Here is a 17321-nt window from a genome sequence, read left to right on the forward strand (position 1 = left end):
CGGCCATTTTTGCGGCATCGCAACAAAACCCGGAATGCGCTATTCTTGCGCCCTTCGCTTTACCGGGCCGGGGGGTCGGGGAGGTTTCGATGCAAAAGCACGCCGTGAGTTGTGCGCTGGTTCGCGAGAATCCGCGCTTCCAGTCGCTGCTCAGACGACGCAACCGCTATGCCTTTTCGCTGGCGGGCCTGATCATGCTCGCCTACTTCGCCTTCATCCTGACCATCGCCTTTCGCCCGGACTGGCTCGCCCACCCGCTGGCGCGCGGCATGACGGCCAACGTCGGCATCCTCTTCGGTCTCGGCGTGATCGCCCTGACCGTGCTGGTGACCGTGCTCTACGTGCGCCGGGCCAATCGGGAGTTCGACCCGGAGGCACTGGAAATCCGGCGCCAGGCGCTGAAATGACGCCGGGCCTCCGTTTCCTGGTGCTGGCCGTGGCCAGCCTCGCGCTGGCCGGGGGCGCCATTGCCATGCCCTCGCTCGAGATCGGCCTGCGTCAGCCGACCAACTGGTCGGCGATCAGTACCTTCTTCTTCTTCGTCGGCCTGACCTTGTGGATGACCCGTCTGGCGAGCGCGCGCAGTCGGGCTTCGGCCAACCTATATACGCCCGGCGGCGGTATCTCGGGTTTCCAGAACGGCCTGGCGATCGCCGGCGACTACATGTCGGCGGCGTCCTTCCTCGGTATTTCCGGCCTGGTTTTCGCCAGCGGTTTCGATGGCCTGGTCTTTTCGGTCGGCTGGATCGTCGGCTGGCCGGTGGTGACCTTTCTGATGGCCGAACGGCTGCGCAACCTCGGCAAGTTCACCTTCGCCGACGTCGCCGCCTACCGTTTCGCGCAAAAGCCGGTACGCAGTCTGGCGGCGCTCGGCTCGCTGGTGGTCGTGCTGTTCTACCTGATCGCCCAGATGGTTGGCGCCGGGCAACTGGTCAGGGTGCTGTTCGGGCTGGAATACACCTACGCGGTGGTCCTGGTCGGCGCCCTGATGACGCTTTACGTGCTGTTCGGCGGCATGATCTCGACCACCTGGGTGCTGATCAACAAGGCTGTCCTGCTGCTGGTCGGCACCACGCTGCTGGCGTTGCTCGTCCTCTACCGCGCCGATTTCAATCCGGACGCGCTGTTTTCCCGGGCCACCGACCTGCATCGCCTGAAGGACGCGCTGATGGCGCCCGGTGGTCTGATCAAGGACCCGGTTTCGGCGCTTTCCGTCGGTATGGCGCTGATGTTCGGTACCGCCGGCCTGCCGCACATCCTGATGCGTTTCTTCACCGTCGCCGACGCCCGCGAGGCGCGCAAGTCGGTGGTCTGGGCGACGATGTGGATCGGCTACTTCTACCTCCTCACCTTCATCATCGGCTTTGGCGCCATCGTTGCGCTGATCGGCCATCCTGGATCGCATTTCGTCGGCGGCCGGATTGCCAGCGGCCTGCAGGGCGGTGCCAACATGGCCGCCATCCATCTCGCTGGCGTGCTGGGCGGCGACCTCTTTCTCGGTTTCATCGCCGCCGTCGCCTTCACCACGATTCTTGCCGTGGTTGCCGGCCTGACCTTGTCCGGGGCCTCGGCGGTGTCGCATGACCTGTATGCGACGGTGTTGCGCAAGGGGGCGGCGACTTCGGAGCAGGAGCGACGGGTGTCCAAACTGTCCACCTTCGCGCTCGGCGTCGTCGCCGTCCTGCTGGGTATCGTCTTCGGGCGGCAGAATGTCGCCTACATCGTCATGCTGGCCTTCTCGGTCGCCTGCTCGGTCAATTTTCCGGTGCTGGCGATGGCGGTGCTGTGGAAGGATTGCACGACACGCGGCGTCACCGTCGGTGGTTTCCTCGGCTTGTTCGCGGCGGTGGCGCTGACCGTGCTGTCGCCGGTGGTCTGGGAGAGCGTGCTGCGTCATCCGCATGGCTCGGCGCCCTTCCCGTATGCTTCGCCGGCGATCGTTTCGATGCCGCTGGCTTTCCTGGCGATCTGGCTGGTATCGCGCTTCGACCGTTCGCCACAGGCGGCGCGCGAGCGCGCCTTGTTCCCGGATCAACTGATCCGCTCGGAAACCGGCATTGGCGCGTCGGCCGCCCGCTCGCACTGAGCCGGCGGACCCCGGAAAACGCCGATGCGTTTTCTTTGTTAGACTTGACGAGTTCCGGGAAAAAGAAGGTAGGGGGTTGCCCAGTGCAGGTCGGGCCTACCCCCTGAGCCCAGGATGAACCTGAGGCTCCGAGACCATAAAAGGAGAACAGCTCGTGCAGGTTACTACAATTCGCTTACAAAATGCTTACGCCGCCAGGGGGGCTGCATCATGCGTATCCTGATTGCCGAGGACGATACGATCATCGCCGACGGTCTCTGCCGTTCGCTGCGCCAGGCCGGTTATGCCGTCGACTGGGCCGCCAACGGGCACGACGCCGATACCGCCCTGCTCACGGTTTCCTACGATCTGCTGATCCTCGACCTCGGCCTGCCCAAGCTTTCCGGTCTCGAAGTGCTGAAGCGCCTGCGCTCGCGCAATTCGCAATTGCCGGTGCTCATCCTGACCGCGCTCGACGGCACGCATGATCGGGTCAAGGGGCTGGATCTCGGCGCCGACGACTACATGGTCAAGCCGTTCGAGCTGGCCGAGCTGGAAGCCCGGGTGCGAGCGCTGACCCGGCGTTCCTCGGGGACGGCGCCGACCATCGTGTGCGGCCCGTTGAGCTTCGACCAGGTCGGCCGGGTGGCGCAGATCGATGGTGTGCCGCTCGAACTCTCGGCGCGCGAGATCGGTCTGCTCGAAGTCCTGCTCAGCCGGATGGGGCGCCTGGTGAGCAAGGACCAGCTGGTCGATCACCTGTGCGGCTGGGGCGAGGAAGTCAGCCACAACGCGATCGAGGTTTACGTCCACCGCCTGCGCAAGAAACTGGAGTCCGGCGGGGTCAAGATCGCCACCGTCCGCGGCCTGGGTTACTGTCTTGAGCGACCGCAAGGCGAATGACGCCGGGCGGGCCGGCACGGCGTCGCCGGAGGCCGAGCGCTCGCTGTTCGGCGAGATCCTCGACTGGATGCTGGCGCCGCTGCTCTTCGTCTGGCCGCTGAGCATCGCTTTCACGCATTACTTCGCCAACAACGTCGCCAATTTCCCCTACGACCAGTCGCTGCGCGAACTGGTCGCCACGCTCAGTCGCCAGGTACAGTACGTAGACAACAAGCCGGTGGTCGCCCTGCACGCTTCGACCCGGGCGCTGCTGCGCGCCGACGAGATCGACAGCGTCTATTTCCACGTCGTCGACGAGAGCCGCAAGCTGCTGGTCGGCGATCGGGAATTGCCGATTCCGGAGGGAACCGGCAAGGGCAATCTGGTGCCCGGCGAAGTCTATTTCCGCGACATCGAATTCAATGGGCAGGAACTGCGCATCGCCTATTCCTACCTGCTCGATCCGCAGCTGCCGGACAAACACTGGCTGCTGGTCGAGGTTGGCGAAACCACCGAGAAGCGCACCCAGCTCGCCAACCGCATCGTCGCCAGCGTCATCCTGCCGCAATTCATCATCATCCCGCTCGCCGTCATGCTGGTCTGGTTCGGCCTGTCGCGCGGCCTGCGGCCGCTGACCCGGCTGCGCCACACGATCGAAGACCGTGATCCCGGCGACCTGTCGCCGATCGCCACGCGCCGCGTCCCGGAAGAACTCGAGCCGCTGGTCGAGGCCTTCAACGAGATGCTCGAACGCATGAAGCGCAACGTCGAGGCACAGCAGCGTTTCGTCGCCGATGCCGCGCACCAGATGCGCACCCCGCTCACCGGCCTCAAGACGCAGGCCCAGTTCGCCGCCCGCGAAACCGACCCGGCGGCACTGCGCCATGCCCTGCGCCAGATTGCCACCGGTGTCGACCGCGCCGGCCGCCTGGTCAACCAGTTGCTGACGCTGGCGCGCACCGAGGGCGGGGAACTGGGGCAGCAGCAGCATGCGCCCACCGATCTGACGCAGTTGCTGCGCGAGGTCGTCGAGGACTGGGTGATCGTCGCGCTGGAAAAACGCATTGATCTTGGCTTTGAATCGCCCGGCCCGGCGATGATTTCTGGCAATGAATTCCTGTTGCGCGAACTGGTCAAGAACCTGATCGACAATGCCCTGCGCTACACGCCGGCCGGCGGTCACGTCACCTGCCGCACCATCGTCACCGAGGTCAGTGTGTTGCTGGAAATCGAAGACGACGGGATCGGCATTTCGGAAGAGCAGGCCGAGCTGGTCTTCGAGCGTTTCTACCGCGTCGACGACGCGACCACCGAAGGCAGCGGCCTGGGTCTCGCCATCGTCCAGGAAATCGCCAGCCAGCATGGGGCGCGCGCCATGTTGCGGCCGAATCCTCGTGGCAAGGGATCGGTCGCCCGGGTCGTTTTCAGCGCCTGGCATCCGCCGCCGCCACCTCGACCACCGCCGGAAGACTATGCCGAACTCTACCGCCAGTCGCCGCCGCTCGGTCCTTGAGGCGAATGCAAAAAGGCGAGAATCTTCTTGCGCCAGTCAGGAGGCGTCGCTATAATGCGGCCTCCTTTGGCCAAGTAGCTCAGTTGGTAGAGCAGCGGATTGAAAATCCGCGTGTCGGTGGTTCGATTCCGCCCTTGGCCACCAGAATGCAACGCCCAACCTTTTGGTTGGGCGTTTTTGTTTGTGCTTTTCGCCTGTCAGCGGGCTCAGCCCTGTTTCTTGACGCCGGTGATCATCGCCAGGACCAGGTTGGTGCGTTCGATGCGGCCCATCACGATCGCTGCCAGGGCGTGCAGCGCGGCGAGGCCAATCAGTGTCGAGGCCAGGACTTCGTGCAGTTCCTGCAGCCATTCCTCGCCCCAGAACATGTCGGTGCCCTGCAGGTAGCCGGTGACGCCCAGCCCCAGAACGAGGGTGATCAGCGTCAGCATCATCAGCGCGCCCAGCGGGTTGTGGCCTGGATGGGGGTCGGCCTTTCCCGTCCGCATTGCCTGCAGATGGTGGCGCAGGCGCGTCGGTGTCGGAAAGAAGTCGGCAAAGCGGGCATGCTTGCTGCCGATGAAACCCCAGATGATCCGGGCCAGGACCAGAGCGCTGGCGAAGTAGCCGAGCCACTGGTGCACGGTCTCGCCGTCGTCGATGGCAAAGTAATTGAGCAGGACGCAACTGACCAGGCTCCAGTGGAAGAAGCGGACGAAACGGTCCCAGACTTGGATGCTGCGGGGTGGGGTGTTTGTGTTCATGGTGGCGCCGGTGGTTTTGCTGGCTTCCCGCAGGAAGCCAGCGGATTGCAGAACAGGCTTACTTGCGTTCCATTTCGGCGCCGGTGCTCGGGTCGTAGTAGATCTCGACCTTCTTGCCGTCCTTGTCGAAACCGTAGATTTCGTAGCACTTGCCCTTGGAGACCTTGAAGGTCTTGATCTGGTAGCCCTGGGCGGTGATCTTGGCCTTGAAGTCGGCCTCCTTCATCCACTTATCTTCGGGGACGTTGCAGGTCGGACCGGCAATGGCGCTGCCGGCGATGAAGGTGGCGATGAGTGCGCTGATCAGTTTGTTCATGTTTCAACTCCGTGAAGGGATTTGCTGGAAAGGTTCCGGATCGGGAACTGACGCAACTTTATGACTCGAGGCTTAAAACAAGCTGAAGGGGTTCATCCATTTGGGATTTTTCTGCGGGTGCTTGAGCTTTCTTTCGCGCTTCTGTCAGCTTTGTGAGGGGCGGGGCGGCCGCAAGTCAGGTGGCGGGCTATGACTTTGGTATTAAGGTGGGTGGCGGTTTTGTCGGAAAGGGTGTAAAAACCGTCTGTGACGAATAAGGCAACAGTGTGCATTCCCCATTGGGAAGCCCTGTGGCGACAAGGTGCGGAGTCCGATGGCGGTCTACAGTTCAAACCAGCATTGCGTGGCGAAGTTGCTCGATCTTTCCGAGACACATTCGATCGTCGCGACACAGGACATTTACGACGAGCAGGGCTTCAAGCTGCTGGCCAAGGGGGCCGAGGTTTCCCGCGACATGCAGGATCGTCTGTTGCTGCGCAAGCTGAGGGCGCCGCTGGAAAGCTCGCTGTCGGTTCGCGATGGCCTGACGGTCGCCGAAATCCTGCAGGGGGCGCTGGAACTGGTGGATCAGAATCCGGCGCTCGAGAGCATCGCCGGCACCCGGGCGGCGCGGGAAATCCTGCGCGACGGCAGGGATCTGCACATCCCGCCGCCGCTGATGCTGCTGATGACCTGCGTGCGCCATACCTCGGCCGACAGCTTTCGGCATACCCAGGTGGTCGCCGCGCTTTGCGCCGGCATCGCCGCCGACCTCGAGGCATCCGCCGCCGAAGCCCGTACCCTGCTGGTGGCGTCGATCCTGCACGATATCGGCGAAATCTACGTCAATCCGGATTACATCACGCGCCAGGGGCACCTTTCGCCGCAGGAGTGGAAGCACGTGGCCACCCATCCCCGCGTCGGCGAACTGTTGATCCGCAGCCTGACCTCAATGCCGCAGGGGGTGCTGGCCTGCGTCGCGCAGCATCACGAGCGCCACGACGGCAGCGGCTATCCGGCACGCCTGACGCGCAAGGAGCAGCATGACCTTTCGGGCTGGATGGCCGTGGCCGATTCGGCGGCAGCGTTGATCAACCGGGGGAATTCCGGGGCCAGCCAGGTTTCGCTGGCCTTGCGCATCGTTCCCAAGGAGTTCGACCGGAGTGCCGCCGATGTGCTGATCCGCGGCCTGCAGCGTTTGAAGGTGGCGCCGCAGCTTCCCTCCGACACGCAGTGCGTGGATCGGGCGCATCGCCTGCTGGCGCATATCGAGGCGGTTGGTACCGCGTTGCAGGCGGAGGCGGGAAAGGCGCTGTCGAATCCCTTGATCGAGATCGTCGGCCGGGCCCTCCATCTGCTTGACGGTTTTGCCCGTTCCCTGCGTTCCACCGGCATCCTCGACGCCTCCAGCCTGTCCGGCGCCGATGCCAGCGATCAGGGACTGCTCGAGGAAATGCAGCAGATCGTCAACGAGGTTACCTGGCGCATGCGCAACCTCGGGCGCAACATCTACCTTGGTGTCGACGCCTGTAACGACCCGGCAGCCAGCGAAGGCATGCAGGCGATCATCGAGATGCTCGACACGGCAGCTCAGCCCGGCGCGGCGGCGGGCTGACAGGCGGCGTCGGGCTGGCTATCATGGCGCATGCTCAAATGGACACCGCAACCGGGTAATCTGGCGCTCTACGTCGGCAGGACGCGGGCGCAGACGCGCAACGTCATCGTCGTCGCCGAAGCCTGCGCCGGCCGCATGGTGGTCGAGGCGATCGGTCGCCGCGGCAGCAAGGTGCGGCTGACCGTCGGCCGCGACAGCCTGCGCCAGCCGCAGCCCGATCTCTTCGCGTGATCCTGCAGTTCCATGGCGCTGACATGGGGCGGTAATAATCCAGCTATATCATTTCCGGCGTTTGAGGAGGAGATCATGGATTTGTTGCTGTGGCGTCACGCCGAAGCCGAAGACGGCGAAGATGACCTGAAACGGCGCCTGACCGAACGCGGCGAGCGGCAGGCGAAACGGATGGCCGGCTGGTTGCGCGAGCGCCTGCCCAAGGAAACGCGGATCATCGTCAGCCCGGCGATCCGCACCCAGCAGACGGCGCAGGCGCTCGACCTGCCGTTCGAGACCAACCGCCGGATCGGTCCGGACACCTGCGTTTCGGAACTGATTGCCGCTTCGGGGTGGCCTGATGCCAGCGGTTCGGTGCTGATCGTCGGCCACCAGCCCGGCCTCGGTCGCTTGGCTTCGTTGCTGCTGGCCGGTCAGGAGGCCGACTGGAGCGTCAAGAAGGGGGCGCTGTGGTGGTTGAGCAACCGCCTGCGGCGCGGCGATACGCAGACCGTGCTGCGCGCCATGGTGCCGGTGGAAATCCTGGAGTAGACAAGCTTTCGCGGTCGGCGTGAAATAAGCCCTTTGGCCCACAACCAGTACAAAGGGGAGTTCATGGCGATAACGAAGAACGCAAACGGCAAGGCGGCAGCCGCCAAAACGACGGGCAAGCGCAGCAGCGGCCGGCAACCCCGCCAGGTCGCCCGGGGCGACGTGCCGCCAACGCAGACCCCGCAAGGCATCGAGGCCTTCACTGTGCATGCGGCGGTGGATGCCGCGCAGGAAGCCAAACTGGCGGCGATGCGCGACATCCTGGCCAATTCGCCGGACGAGGAAGCGCTGACGATGCTGCGCAGCCTGCTCAAGCAGCGCCGGGTCAGTGCCGACGGCAACGTGCTCAATCCCGACGAGGAACTGGCCAAGGATTGGCGCGACGGCGGCTACCCGTACCGCAACCTGATGCAGCGCCGCAATTACGAGCGGCAGAAGTACCGGCTGCAGGTCGAGCTGCTGAAACTGCAGGCCTGGGTCAAGGAAACCGGGCAGAAGGTGGTGATCCTCTTCGAAGGCCGCGACGCGGCGGGCAAGGGCGGCACCATCAAGCGCTTCATGGAACACCTGAACCCGCGGGGGGCGCGCGTCGTCGCGCTGGAAAAACCCTCGGAGATCGAGCGCGGGCAGTGGTATTTCCAGCGCTATGTCGAACATCTGCCGACCAACGGCGAGATCGTCCTGTTCGACCGTTCCTGGTACAACCGGGCCGGCGTCGAACGCGTCATGGGTTTCTGTTCCGACCAGGAATACGCCGAGTTCGTCCGCCAGGCGCCGGAGTTCGAGCGCATGCTGGTGCGTAACGGCACCCACCTGATCAAGTTCTGGTTCTCGGTCAGTCAGGAGGAGCAGCGCCGCCGTTTCCGTGAGCGCAAGGTGCATCCGCTCAAGCAGTGGAAGCTGTCGCCGATCGACATGGCCTCGCTCGACAAGTGGGACGACTACACCAAGGCCAAGGAGGCGATGTTCTTCCACACCGACACCGCCGACGCGCCATGGACGGTGATCAAGTCGAACTGCAAGAAGCGGGCGCGGCTCAACGCCATGCGCTACATCCTGCACAAGCTGCCGTACACGAACAAGGACACCAAGCTGATCGGCAACCTCGATCCGCTGATTGTCGGTCGCGCCAACGTCGTCTATGAACGCGGCGAGCAGTCGGTGGTGCCTCTCCTCTAAGCCGAGCGGCGGCGGTCAGGCCGCCGCCTCGCCGGCGATCAGACGGGCGAGGCCGGCGGCGTCGGCGATGCGGATGCAGGCGCGGCGGCTTTCGATCAGCCCGGCGTCGACCAGTTCGCCGATCAGGCGGGCGATCACCTCGCGCGTCGTGCCGAGGTGGTCGGCCAGTTGCTGCTGGGTCATGCGCAGCAGCCCCTCGCCGCTGCCGTGCACCAGGATGGCGTTGGCCAGCCGCTGGTTCAGCTTGTAGGCGTGCACTTCCTCGAGTTCGGCCATCAGCCGGAAGACCAGCGTGGACAGGGTGCGCACCGTCAGGTCGCGGACCTCCGGTTCGACCGCGAACAGGCGCCGGTAGACCGGTCCCGGGATAGTCGCCAGCCGGGTGTCCTCGACCGCCTGCACCCAGGCTGGGTAGCGCAGGTCGTTGAACAGGCTGTTCAGCGCGAAGACGCAGGTTTCGCCGGGGCCGATGAAGTACAGCGTGGCCTCGTTGCCGTTCGGCGCCAGCGCATAGACGCGCAGCCGGCCGGCGAGCACGAAGTAGGCGCCGGAGGCGGCCTGCCCCTTGTGGATCAGCGCCTGCGGCGAGCGCATATGGACGCTGACCTGGACCTGTGCCAGCAAGGCCCGGCCGGCGTCGGACAGGTTGCGGAAGGGGGCGATTTCGGTGATCGGGGTCATGTCGTCCATGCCCGCCAGCTTATTCCGCGCGGGTATCCGCCGGCAAGCCCGCCTGGCGGCGCAGGCGGTCGCTGCTCAACGCTTCGAGGAAGGCGACCAGGTCGGCGACCTGGGCGTCGGGCAGCGGCGTCTGGTCGGCGAGGTGCAGCGCCGATTCGCCGTCGATCCACGCCTGCAACTGGCGCGAGCGGCCGAGCTGGGCGCTGGCCATGATGCGGACGACTTCGTCGAGTTGGTCCACCGAGCCGTTGTGCAACCAGGGGCCGGTCAGCGCGACGTTGCGTAGCGACGGCACGCGCCAGACGCCGGGGCGGCCGTCGGCGCCGAGCAGCGGGTAGCGTTTCTCGTAAGGCGTCGGATTGGCCGGGAAGTAGCGCAGTGCGCTCTGGCCGCCGAGCAGGCTGGCGTCGCTGAAGTTCGGCCCGCGGTGACAGAGGATGCAACCCAGCTTCTCGAACAGCGCCATGCCGCGCAACTGCGCCGGGCTGAGCGCGCCGGCGTCGCCGTCTACGAAGCGGTCGTAGGGGCTGTCCGGCGTGATCAGCGTGCGCTCGTAGGCGGCCAGCGCCTGGACGATGCGCGGGAAGGTGACGGCTGCGTCGCCGAAGGCAGCGGTGAACAGGCGGCGATAGTCGGCATCGCCCCCCAGGCGGCGCTCGGCTTCTTCCGCCGAGGCCAGGCCCATCTCGACCGGGTTGAGGATGGGGCCGCCCGCCTGCGCTTCCAGCGAGGGCGCCCGGCCATCCCAGAACAGTACCGACTGGAAGGCGGCGTTCCATACCGTCGGCGTGTTGCGCGGCCCGACCTGACCGGCGATGCCGCGCGCCAGCGGCCGCCCGTCGGCGCCGGCATGGCCGGTCAGGTCGTGGCAGGAAGCGCAGTTCAGCGTGCCGTCGCCAGACAGCCGGCGTTCGTTGAACAGGCGTTCGCCGAGCGTCACCCGGGCCGCTGTCGTCGGCAGCCCGGCCGGCGCCGGGGCCTGGTTGGGCAGGCGTTCCCAGACGTAGCGCTGGCCGTTGCCCGAGGCCGGGTTGATGAAGGCCTTGATCAGCGCGACGCTATCGTCGTCGGGCATGACGGCGCTGCCGAAATCGCGCGCGGCGAGCGCGTCGACGGTGGCGCCGGGGGCGCTGCTGAGGATGAGGGCGACGCCCAGCTTGATGCTGAAGGCGACCAGCCCCATGCCCAGCGCCAGCCCGAGCAGCCAGCGTTGTTCGCCGCGCAGGCCGACGGCCGGCGCCAGTTCGCGGCGGACCATCAGGGCGAGGACGATGCCGCCGGTCAGGATGGCCGGGATGGCGATCATCAGGAAATCGGAAAGGCCGCTGTTCATGGCCGGCCCCCGCTGGGGATGGCTGCGTTCGGGGCGGATGGGGCAGGCATGAGGCACTCCTTGGTCGGGGATCTGAGCGCAGGCTAGCCCGCGCCGGCCCGGCCTTCTGTAGCAAAAGCTACGTTGGCGCGGGATGGCGGCTTGTGTAGCCAAAGCTACGGAATGCGTCCGCCGGGCTGCCGAGAATGCCGCCAGGCCGTCCATGCCGGGCGGCCACAATCCCTGTCCGAAGGAAAGGATGCATCATGAAAAAGCCATTCGTCTCGCTCTTCCTTGCCGTGCCGCTGCTCTTCTCCGCCGTTCCCGCCAGTGCCGGGGGCGGTGCCGCGCTGCACTTCGAGCCCGGGCGCAGCGCCCTCGTCGTCACCGATCCGCAGAACGATTTCCTGCGCGAGGACGGCAAGCTCTACGGGCTGCTCAAGGACAATCTCGCCCGCCTCGACACCGTCGCCAACCTGGAGCGCCTGATGCAGGCGGCGAAGGCCGGCGGCTACCTGTTCGCCGTCGATCCGCTGGTCTATGGCGCGCTCGACGGCCAGTGGACGCAAGCCGGCGCGTTGCAGCGCCAGTTGCTCGACATGGGGGCGCTACGCCGCGACGCCGCCGGCGGTGGCGACTTCTACGCCCGCTTCAAGCCCTACATCGACGATCCGGCGACCGTCGTCGTCGCCCCGCACAAGCTCTACGGCCCGGAGAGCAACGATCTGATCTACCAGTTGCGCAGCCGCGGCATCGACACCGTGGTGCTGGCCGGCCTGGTCGCCAACCTGTGCGTCGACTCGCACCTGCGGGCGCTGATGGAGAACGGCTTTCGCGTCTATGTCGTCAAGGATGCCGTCGGCGCGCCCGGCGAAGCAGCCTACCAGGCGGCGCTGGTCAACTTCGGGATGATCGCCAACGGCGTGCTCAGCACCGCCGAGGCGGTCGCCGCGCTGCGCCGCTGAACGCGCTCAGCTGACCACGTAAGCGGCGCTGCCGGTGGCGATGAGCAGCCCGCTTTCGTTTTCCAGCGTCATCTGGATCGAAGCGATGCGGCCGCCGAGCCGAACGATGCGGCCGGTGGCCGTGAACTCGTGGCCGATGCCCTGGTGCAGGAAATCGGTGCGCAGGTCGATGGTGCCGATGCGGCCGAAGCGGTGCGCCACCTGTTCGGCAGTCTCGCCGCAGAACTTCTCGGCGATGCCGACCACCGCGGCAAAGCCGCCGACGGTGTCGAGGGCGGCGGCGATCACGCCGCCGTGCAGGCGGCCGTAGAGGTAGTGGCCGACCAGTTCGGGGCGCATCGCGAAGCGCAGTTGCGGCGCTTCAGGAGCGAACGAGGCGACCTTGAGGCCGAGCACTTCGTTGAAGCTGATGCGGTGTTCGAACATCTCCTGCAGCAGGTTTTCGAGGCGTTGCTGTTCGGCGGCGCTGCGCCGTGTCTGTGCTGTTGCGGTCATGGGCTTTCCGGGCGGGCCGCGGCGTAGGCGGCGTCAAGATGCTTGCCGAGGGTGGCGGCGATCTCGCTGTCGACTCGGCCCTGGGCGGCCAGGTCGCCGAGGAAGGCGAGCGCTTCGCTGGCCGGCAGGCCGTGTCGGTAGGGGCGGTCCTGGACCATCGCCTGGAAGATGTCGGCGACGCGCAGGATGCGCGCTTCGAGCGGCAGGGTTTCCGCCGCCAGATGGAAGGGGTAGCCGTTGCCGCCCGGTTCCTCGTGGTGACAGGCGGCCCAGTAGGCGATCTCCTCCAGCCCCGGGATCAGGCGCAGGATCTGGTAGGTCTCGAAACTGTGCGTGTTCATGATGCTTCGTTCGCGGGCGTCGAGGCGGTCCGGCTTGTCGAGCACCTCGTCGGGAACCCGCAGCTTGCCGATGTCGTGCAGCAGACCGGCGATTTCCAGTTGCTCGCGGCCTTCCGGGGTAACGTCCAGATAGCCGGCGAGCAGCCCGGCCAGACGCGAGACGCCGAGCGAATGCTGGGCGGTGAAGGCGCTCTTGGCGTCGACGATGCGCGAGAAGATGCCGGCCAGTTGCTTCAGTTCCGCCATGGCGATGGTGCGCTGGTCGGGTTCGTTGAGGCGGTCGGCGAGGCAGGCCTGGACGTTGCGCATTTCCAGCCGCAGCCAGAACGCCTCCGAGCGCGACGCCTGCAGGAAGGCGGCGACCAGCGCCGGGTCGAAGTAGCTGCCGTCGTGCTGGCAGATCGCCGCGCGGATTTCGCCGGTCGACATGAGCAGGCTGCCGTCGCCGTAATGCGGCGCGGCGAAGGCATCGACGCGGTCGACCAGAAAGACCAGGTTGGCGGCCTGGCGGAGGTCGGCGGGCAGCTCGGCGGGCAGCCTTGCCCACGGCGTGTGGTGGTAGCGGATCGGCTCGGCGTAGGCCTGCAGCGGCGCGAAGTCGCGCAGCAGCTCGGCGCCGGTCAGGCAATGCGCCTGCGCGCCTTGCCAGTCGAATTCGGTGACCAGATGGTGGTGGGTGACGGTCGACGAGACGCCGATGTCGTGCAGCAGGCCGAGTTCGAACAGGAAGAGGCGGCGTTCCGGCGACAGGTCGAGGACCTCGGCGACTTCGGCGGCCATGATGCCGACCCGTTTGCCGTGGCCGACATCGTCGATGCCGACCAGGTCGAGGGCGTCGGCCAGCGCATAGACCAGGTGACGAAATCCGGTGGGGAGGGGCGGGGACATGTTGTTCTTTCCGGCGGTTTTTTTGCCCATGGTATCCCTAGGGCGCGTTCACAGTAAGCAGCCGTCCCGCAGATTACTGTGAACACGCCCTCGCCGGTGGACAAAAAAAGGCGACGGATGGAACCGTCGCCAAATACGAACGCTAGCTAGAGGTTAGCGTAACGCAGAGGACCTTTACTTCTTGCGCGGCGGCGGAACGTCCGTGCAGGAACCGTGGGCGATTTCGGCGGCCATGCCGATCGATTCGCCGAGGGTGGGGTGGGGGTGGATGGTCTTGCCGATGTCGACCGCGTCGCAGCCCATCTCGATCGCCAGGCAGACTTCGCCGATCATGTCGCCGGCCGACGGGCCGACGATGGCGCCGCCGATGACGCGGTGCGATTCGGCGTCGAAAATCAGCTTGGTGAAGCCGTAGTCGGCGCCGTTGGCGATCGCGCGACCGGAGGCCGCCCAGGGGAACTTGGCGGTCTCGACCTTGCGTCCTTCCTTCTTGGCTTGGTCTTCGGTGTAGCCGACCCACGCCACTTCCGGGTGGGTGTAGGCGACGCCGGGGATGACCTGGACGTCGAAGGCCGATTTCTGGCCGGCGGCGACTTCCGCCGCGACGTGCGCCTCATGCACCGCCTTGTGCGCCAGCATGGGCTGGCCGACGATGTCGCCGATGGCGAAGATGTGCGGCACGTTGGTGCGCATCTGCGCATCGACCGGGATGAAGCCGCGCTCGTCGACGATGACGCCGGCCTGGTCGGCGCCGATCTTTTTACCGTTCGGCGCGCGACCGGCGGCTTGCAGGATCATGTCGTAGCGCACGTCGTCGGCGTTCGGGGCGCCTTCGCCTTCAAACTTGACCCACAGACCGTCTTCCTTCGCCTCGACGGCAACCGTCTTGGTCTTCAGCATGACGCGCTCGAAACGCTGGGCGTTGAGCTTTTCCCAGACCTTGACCGCGTCGCGGTCCGGGCCCTGCATCAGGCCGTCGGCCATCTCGACGACGTCGATCCTGGCGCCCAGCGCCGAATACACCGTGGCCATTTCGAGGCCGATGATGCCGCCGCCGATGACCAGCATCTTCTTCGGCACGAAGCGTAGTTCCAGCGCGCCGGTCGAATCGACGATGCGCGGGTCCTGCGGGATGAAGGGTAGATGCACGGCCGCCGAACCGGCGGCGATGATGCACTGCTTGAACTTCACCACCTTTTTGGCGCCGGTCTTGTCCTGGCCGTTGCCGTCGGTGACTTCGACGGCCAGATGGTAAGGATCAAGGAAAGTGCCGACGCCGCGCACGATGTCGACCTTGCGGCCCTTGGCCATGCCGGCCAGACCGCCGGTCAGTTTGCCGACCACCTTTTCCTTGTGGGCGCGCAGCTTGTCCACGTCGATCTGCGGGGCGGCGAAGCTGACGCCTGCATCGGCCAGATGGGCGGTCTCTTCCAGCACGGCGGTGACATGCAGCAGCGCCTTCGACGGAATGCAGCCGACGTTCAGGCAGACGCCGCCGAGCGTCGAATAACGCTCGACGATCACCGTCTTCAGTCCGAGGTCGGCGGCGCGGAAGGCGGCCGAATAGCCGCCGGGGCCACCGCCCAGCACCAGCATGTCGCATTCGATGTCGGCGCTGCCGGCATGGGCCGCGGCCGTCGGTGCGGCAACCGGCGCCGCCGCCGGGGCAGCGGCTGCGGCCGGCGCGGGGGCGGCGGCTGCCGCAGCACCGGCTTCCACCTTGATCAGCAGAACGCCTTCGCTGACCTTGGCGCCGAGCTGCACCAGCACTTCCTTGACCGTGCCGGCGACCGGCGACGGCACATCCATCGTCGCCTTGTCCGATTCCAGCGTGCAGATCGCGTCGTCGACCTTGATCGTGTCGCCGACCTTAACGAACAGGTCGATCACCGGCACGCTGTCGAAATCGCCGATGTCCGGGACTTTCACTTCAACCAGATTGCTCATGGTTCTTCCCCCTTACAGCGCGACGCGACGGAAGTCGGCCAGCAGTTGCGCGATATAGACGTTGAAGCGGGTCGCCAGCGCGCCGTCGATGACGCGGTGGTCGGCGGTCAGCGACAGCGGCAGGGTCAGGCGCGGTACGAATTGCTTGCCGTCCCAGACCGGCTTCATCGCCGACTTGTTGACGCCGAGGATGGCCACTTCCGGCGCGTTCACAATCGGCGCGAAGTAGGTGCCGCCGATGCCGCCGAGCGAGGAAATGGTGAAGCAGGCCCCCTGCATGTCGGCCGGCTTGAGCTTGCCGTCACGCGCCTGCTTGGCCAGGTCACCGGATTCCTGCGCCAGTTCGAACACCGACTTCTTGTCCACGTTCTTGACCACCGGCACGACCAGGCCGTTCGGGGTGTCGGCGGCGAAGCCGATGTTGAAATACTTCTTCAGCACCAGGTTGTCGCCGTCGAGCGAAGCGTTGAATTCCGGGAACTTCTGCAGACCCTTGACGCAAGCCTTCATCAGGAAAGCCAGCATGGTCAGCTTGGCGCCGCCACCCTTTTCGTTTTCCTTGTTGAGCAGCACACGGAAGGCTTCCAGGTCGGTGATGTCGGCGTCTTCGTGGTAGGTCACGGCCGGGATCATCACCCAGTTGCGCGACAGGTTCTGGCCGGAAATCTTCTTGATGCGCGACAGCGGCTTGACCTCGATCTCGCCGAACTTGCTGAAATCGACCTTCGGCCAGGGCAGCAGGTCGAGCCCGCCACCCAGGCTGGCGCCAGCGGCAGCGGCCGCTGCCGCGGTGGCGCCGGACATCACGCCCTTGACGTACTTGGTCAGGTCTTCCTTGACGATGCGCCCCTTGGGTCCGGAGGCGGCGACCTTGGACAGATCGACGCCCAGTTCGCGGGCATAGGCGCGCACCGACGGCGAAGCATGGACCTTGGCACCGAGCGCCAGCGACTGCGGCTGGGCCGCCGGCAGCGACGCCGGGGCGGCAGCGGCCGGCGCGGGCGCAGCGGCGGCAACCGGGGCCGATGCCGCGGCGGGCGCCGGAGCAGCCGCCTGCGGGGCCGGAGCAGCGGCGGCCGCACCGGTTTCCACCTTGATCAGCAGCGCGCCTTCGCTGACCTTGGAGCCGAGCTGGACGAGCACTTCCTTGACCACGCCGGCGGCCGAGGACGGCACGTCCATCGTTGCCTTGTCGGATTCCAGCGTGCAGATGGCGTCATCGACCTTGATCGTGTCGCCGACCTTGACGAAGAGGTCGATCACCGGCACGTCGGAGAAGTCGCCGATATCCGGGACCTTCACTTCGACGACGGCGCCAGCGGCGGCGGCCGGGGCTGCGACCGGTGCGGCAGCGGGGGCGGCCGCCGGTGCAGCGGCAGGAGAGGCGGCAGCGGCTTCACCGGCCTCCACCTTGATCAGCAGCGAACCTTCGCTGACCTTCGATCCGACCTGCACCAGCACTTCCTTGACCACGCCGGCCACCGTGCTCGGCACGTCCATCGTGGCCTTGTCGGATTCGAGGGTGGCGATCGCGTCGTCCACCTTGATCGTGTCGCCGACCTTGACGAACAGGTCGATCACCGGCACTTCGGAAAAGTCGCCGATATCGGGGACATTGACTTCGATGAGTTGGCTCAT

Annotated in this window: 17 protein-coding genes and 1 tRNA gene; 10 read left to right on the forward strand and 8 right to left on the reverse strand. The window is 66.0% G+C overall.

From position 1 onward, the window contains the following. Window positions 1–89 precede the first annotated feature (89 nt). The 5 genes from ACLIIZ_RS15050 to ACLIIZ_RS15070 all read left to right on the forward strand — a co-directional run bounded on the left by ACLIIZ_RS15050 (window position 90) and on the right by ACLIIZ_RS15070 (window position 4604). Complete coding sequence (locus tag ACLIIZ_RS15050; RefSeq protein ID WP_416693467.1) at window positions 90–407, forward strand: DUF485 domain-containing protein; 318 nt, start codon at window positions 90–92, stop codon at window positions 405–407. Then, on the forward strand, window positions 404–2086 hold the full coding sequence (actP, locus tag ACLIIZ_RS15055; protein WP_416693468.1) for a cation/acetate symporter ActP: 1683 nt from the start codon (window positions 404–406) through the stop codon (window positions 2084–2086). The genes ACLIIZ_RS15050 and actP overlap by 4 nt, the downstream gene beginning before the upstream one ends. A 210-nt stretch (window positions 2087–2296) precedes the next feature. Next, window positions 2297–2968 carry a response regulator transcription factor gene (locus ACLIIZ_RS15060; RefSeq protein WP_416693469.1) on the forward strand — a complete coding sequence of 224 codons (672 nt, stop codon included), beginning with the start codon at window positions 2297–2299 and terminating at the stop codon, window positions 2966–2968. Beyond that, a complete protein-coding gene (locus ACLIIZ_RS15065) occupies window positions 2946–4460 on the forward strand; it encodes a sensor histidine kinase (RefSeq protein WP_416693471.1) in 1515 nt (504 codons plus the stop codon). Before ACLIIZ_RS15060 ends, ACLIIZ_RS15065 begins: the two co-directional genes overlap by 23 nt. A 68-nt stretch (window positions 4461–4528) precedes the next feature. Next, window positions 4529–4604 (forward strand) — tRNA-Phe (locus ACLIIZ_RS15070). Window positions 4605–4666: 62 nt separating this feature from the next. On the opposite strand, the gene ACLIIZ_RS15075 is transcribed toward ACLIIZ_RS15070, so the two are convergent. Together ACLIIZ_RS15075 and ACLIIZ_RS15080 are read right to left on the reverse strand one after the other, a co-directional pair. Continuing rightward, on the reverse strand, window positions 4667–5203 hold the full coding sequence (locus tag ACLIIZ_RS15075) for a cytochrome b/b6 domain-containing protein (RefSeq protein WP_416693473.1): 537 nt from the start codon (window positions 5201–5203) through the stop codon (window positions 4667–4669). 58 nt (window positions 5204–5261) lie between these two features. Continuing rightward, window positions 5262–5519: a PepSY domain-containing protein gene (locus ACLIIZ_RS15080; protein ID WP_416693474.1), complete on the reverse strand. Its 258-nt coding sequence runs from the start codon at window positions 5517–5519 to the stop codon at window positions 5262–5264. Window positions 5520–5862: 343 nt separating this feature from the next. Here ACLIIZ_RS15080 and ACLIIZ_RS15085 point away from each other — a divergent pair, with 343 nt between their 5' ends. The 4 genes from ACLIIZ_RS15085 (at window position 5863) to ppk2 (ending at window position 9054) form a co-directional block, all read left to right on the forward strand. Next, on the forward strand, window positions 5863–7113 hold the full coding sequence (locus ACLIIZ_RS15085; RefSeq protein WP_416693475.1) for an HD-GYP domain-containing protein: 1251 nt from the start codon (window positions 5863–5865) through the stop codon (window positions 7111–7113). A 30-nt stretch (window positions 7114–7143) separates the two neighbouring features. After that, a complete protein-coding gene (locus ACLIIZ_RS15090; RefSeq protein WP_416693477.1) occupies window positions 7144–7344 on the forward strand; it encodes a hypothetical protein in 201 nt (66 codons plus the stop codon). Between the two features lie 75 nt (window positions 7345–7419). After that, window positions 7420–7875, forward strand: a complete 456-nt coding sequence (locus tag ACLIIZ_RS15095) for a SixA phosphatase family protein (RefSeq protein WP_416693479.1) — start codon at window positions 7420–7422, stop codon at window positions 7873–7875. 63 nt (window positions 7876–7938) lie between these two features. Further along, entirely contained in the window at window positions 7939–9054 is a 1116-nt protein-coding gene (ppk2, locus tag ACLIIZ_RS15100) for a polyphosphate kinase 2 (RefSeq protein WP_416693481.1), read from the forward strand. A 15-nt stretch (window positions 9055–9069) separates the two neighbouring features. On the opposite strand, the gene ACLIIZ_RS15105 is transcribed toward ppk2, so the two are convergent. Continuing rightward, window positions 9070–9744, reverse strand: coding sequence for a Crp/Fnr family transcriptional regulator (locus ACLIIZ_RS15105; RefSeq protein ID WP_416693483.1), 675 nt, complete (start codon window positions 9742–9744; stop codon window positions 9070–9072). A 10-nt stretch (window positions 9745–9754) separates the two neighbouring features. Further along, window positions 9755–11068 (reverse strand): cytochrome-c peroxidase, encoded by a 1314-nt coding sequence (locus ACLIIZ_RS15110; protein ID WP_416693485.1) that lies wholly within the window; start codon window positions 11066–11068, stop codon window positions 9755–9757. A 245-nt stretch (window positions 11069–11313) separates the two neighbouring features. On the opposite strand from ACLIIZ_RS15110, the gene ACLIIZ_RS15115 reads away from it, so the two are divergent. After that, the gene (locus ACLIIZ_RS15115) at window positions 11314–12012 is read left to right on the forward strand and encodes a cysteine hydrolase family protein (protein WP_416693486.1); all 699 of its coding nucleotides are present in this window, start codon (window positions 11314–11316) and stop codon (window positions 12010–12012) included. Between the two features lie 6 nt (window positions 12013–12018). On the opposite strand, the gene ACLIIZ_RS15120 is transcribed toward ACLIIZ_RS15115, so the two are convergent. From ACLIIZ_RS15120 to aceF, 4 genes are all read right to left on the reverse strand, one after another. Then, complete coding sequence (locus tag ACLIIZ_RS15120; RefSeq protein ID WP_416693488.1) at window positions 12019–12507, reverse strand: thioesterase family protein; 489 nt, start codon at window positions 12505–12507, stop codon at window positions 12019–12021. After that, window positions 12504–13736: an HD domain-containing phosphohydrolase gene (locus ACLIIZ_RS15125; RefSeq protein WP_416693490.1), complete on the reverse strand. Its 1233-nt coding sequence runs from the start codon at window positions 13734–13736 to the stop codon at window positions 12504–12506. The genes ACLIIZ_RS15120 and ACLIIZ_RS15125 overlap by 4 nt, the downstream gene beginning before the upstream one ends. A gap of 174 nt (window positions 13737–13910) precedes the next feature. Continuing rightward, the gene (gene lpdA / locus ACLIIZ_RS15130) at window positions 13911–15683 is read right to left on the reverse strand and encodes a dihydrolipoyl dehydrogenase (RefSeq protein WP_416693492.1); all 1773 of its coding nucleotides are present in this window, start codon (window positions 15681–15683) and stop codon (window positions 13911–13913) included. Window positions 15684–15695: 12 nt separating this feature from the next. After that, the gene (aceF, locus tag ACLIIZ_RS15135; RefSeq protein WP_416693494.1) at window positions 15696–17321 is read right to left on the reverse strand and encodes a dihydrolipoyllysine-residue acetyltransferase; all 1626 of its coding nucleotides are present in this window, start codon (window positions 17319–17321) and stop codon (window positions 15696–15698) included.

It is taken from the genome of Azonexus caeni (assembly GCF_048146105.1).
Classification (GTDB): domain Bacteria; phylum Pseudomonadota; class Gammaproteobacteria; order Burkholderiales; family Rhodocyclaceae; genus Azonexus; species Azonexus aromaticus_B.

Excerpts from the sequence above, each read along its gene's own strand:
- ACLIIZ_RS15075 (WP_416693473.1), bottom strand. The coding sequence starts at position 5,203 with ATGAACACAAACACCCCACCCCGCAGCATCCAAGTCTGGGACCGTTTC.
- ACLIIZ_RS15120 (WP_416693488.1), bottom strand. The coding sequence starts at position 12,507 with ATGACCGCAACAGCACAGACACGGCGCAGCGCCGCCGAACAGCAACGC.
- aceF (WP_416693494.1), bottom strand. The coding sequence starts at position 17,321 with ATGAGCCAACTCATCGAAGTCAATGTCCCCGATATCGGCGACTTTTCC.
- lpdA (WP_416693492.1), bottom strand. The coding sequence starts at position 15,683 with ATGAGCAATCTGGTTGAAGTGAAAGTCCCGGACATCGGCGATTTCGAC.
- ACLIIZ_RS15095 (WP_416693479.1), top strand. The coding sequence starts at position 7,420 with ATGGATTTGTTGCTGTGGCGTCACGCCGAAGCCGAAGACGGCGAAGAT.
- ACLIIZ_RS15110 (WP_416693485.1), bottom strand. The coding sequence starts at position 11,068 with ATGAACAGCGGCCTTTCCGATTTCCTGATGATCGCCATCCCGGCCATC.
- ACLIIZ_RS15060 (WP_416693469.1), top strand. The coding sequence starts at position 2,297 with ATGCGTATCCTGATTGCCGAGGACGATACGATCATCGCCGACGGTCTC.
- ACLIIZ_RS15115 (WP_416693486.1), top strand. The coding sequence starts at position 11,314 with ATGAAAAAGCCATTCGTCTCGCTCTTCCTTGCCGTGCCGCTGCTCTTC.
- ACLIIZ_RS15090 (WP_416693477.1), top strand. The coding sequence starts at position 7,144 with ATGCTCAAATGGACACCGCAACCGGGTAATCTGGCGCTCTACGTCGGC.
- ACLIIZ_RS15050 (WP_416693467.1), top strand. The coding sequence starts at position 90 with ATGCAAAAGCACGCCGTGAGTTGTGCGCTGGTTCGCGAGAATCCGCGC.
- ACLIIZ_RS15080 (WP_416693474.1), bottom strand. The coding sequence starts at position 5,519 with ATGAACAAACTGATCAGCGCACTCATCGCCACCTTCATCGCCGGCAGC.
- actP (WP_416693468.1), top strand. The coding sequence starts at position 404 with ATGACGCCGGGCCTCCGTTTCCTGGTGCTGGCCGTGGCCAGCCTCGCG.
- ACLIIZ_RS15105 (WP_416693483.1), bottom strand. The coding sequence starts at position 9,744 with ATGGACGACATGACCCCGATCACCGAAATCGCCCCCTTCCGCAACCTG.
- ppk2 (WP_416693481.1), top strand. The coding sequence starts at position 7,939 with ATGGCGATAACGAAGAACGCAAACGGCAAGGCGGCAGCCGCCAAAACG.
- ACLIIZ_RS15125 (WP_416693490.1), bottom strand. The coding sequence starts at position 13,736 with ATGTCCCCGCCCCTCCCCACCGGATTTCGTCACCTGGTCTATGCGCTG.